The sequence below is a fragment of the Rothia sp. HMSC069C03 genome, from assembly GCF_001811075.1.
Taxonomy (GTDB): domain Bacteria; phylum Actinomycetota; class Actinomycetes; order Actinomycetales; family Micrococcaceae; genus Rothia; species Rothia mucilaginosa.
In genome coordinates this window covers 1-1,408 of record NZ_KZ627127.1, presented here as the reverse complement: position 1 = coordinate 1,408, position 1,408 = coordinate 1, and the positions used below count along the sequence as shown (strand labels likewise).

1 protein-coding gene is annotated in these 1,408 nt (G+C 61.4%); it reads left to right on the top strand.

The window, feature by feature from the left end; genetic code table 11:
- The first annotated feature begins 122 nt into the window (after positions 1-122).
- A complete protein-coding gene (locus HMPREF2779_RS00805) occupies positions 123-1,358 on the top strand; it encodes an IS256 family transposase (protein ID WP_105360586.1) in 1,236 nt (411 codons plus the stop codon).
- The last annotated feature ends 50 nt before the right edge of the window (positions 1,359-1,408 follow it).

Genomic DNA, 1,408 nt, shown 5'->3' with positions numbered 1-1,408 from the left:
AGTAGCGTCCCGCATAGTGGTGTAACCGTGGGTGGTCGGCCCGTTTGATATGGGTGCGGTCACCGTGTGATCCTTCGAGAAAGCTCTCTACTTCTGACTCGAAACGATTTGGAGGCACAACGATGACCGCTCCTCATATTATCGACCCTGCTGGCCTGCTTGGCGAGGCGTTATCCCAGGCGTCCCCAGATTTGATGCGTTCCCTGCTCCAGCACGTGATTAACGCGTTGCTCTCAGCGGACGCTGACACCGTGTGCGGGGCCCAGTGGGGCCAACAAGACCCGCAGCGCCAGGCCCAGCGCAATGGGTATCGCCACCGGCCCCTGGATACCAGGGTCGGCACCATTGACGTGGCGATCCCCAAGCTACGCTCAGGCACCTACTTTCCAGAGTGGCTGTTGCAGCGCCGCAAACGCTCCGAAAACGCCTTGATCACAGTGGTCGCTGACTGCTACCTAGCAGGAGTGTCTACACGCCGCATGGACAAGCTCGTCAAAACCCTGGGGATCACAGGACTATCGAAGTCCCAGGTCTCACGTATGGCAGCCGACCTGGACGAACACGTGGACGAGTTCCGCCATCGCCCCCTCGACGACGCTGGGCCTTTCACGTTCGTCGCCGCTGACGCACTGACCATGAAGGTGCGCGAAGGAGGACGCGTCGTCTCGTGCGCGGTTCTGGTTGCCACTGGAGTCAACAATGACGGACATCGCGAAGTACTGGGGGTGCGCGTATCTACCAGCGAGACCGGCCCGGCGTGGAACGAGTTCTTCGCCGACCTGGTCGCCCGAGGCCTGACCGGCGTGCGCCTGGTGACCAGTGACGCCCATCTGGGCCTGGTTGAAGCCATCGCAGCGAACCTGCCCGGAGCCACTTGGCAACGATGCCGCACCCACTACGCCGCTAATCTCATGTCGGTGACCCCCAAAGCACTATGGCCCGCCGTCAAAGCGATGCTGCACTCGGTGTACGACCAACCCGACGCAGCATCGGTCAACGCACAATACGACCGGCTCTTGGACTACGTGAACGACAAGCTCCCCGCCGTGTGTGATCACCTCGATCAAGCCAGGGCAGACGTCCTCGCGTTCGCCTCCTTCCCCACCGGGGTATGGACCCAGATCTGGTCCAACAACCCCAATGAACGCCTCAACCGCGAAATCCGCCGACGCACCGACACCGTGGGGATCTTCCCCAACCGCCAGGCCATCATCCGCCTGGTCGGAGCCGTCCTCGCCGAACAAAACGACGAATGGGCCGAAGGCCGACGCTACCTCAGCCTCGACATCCTCACCAAATCACGACTCACACCACAACCCACCGGGCAGGAGGACACCCCACTCCAACTCAGCGCATAACCCAACCCGAAGGACACAAAACGATTACACCACTCCACAGTACTTGACCT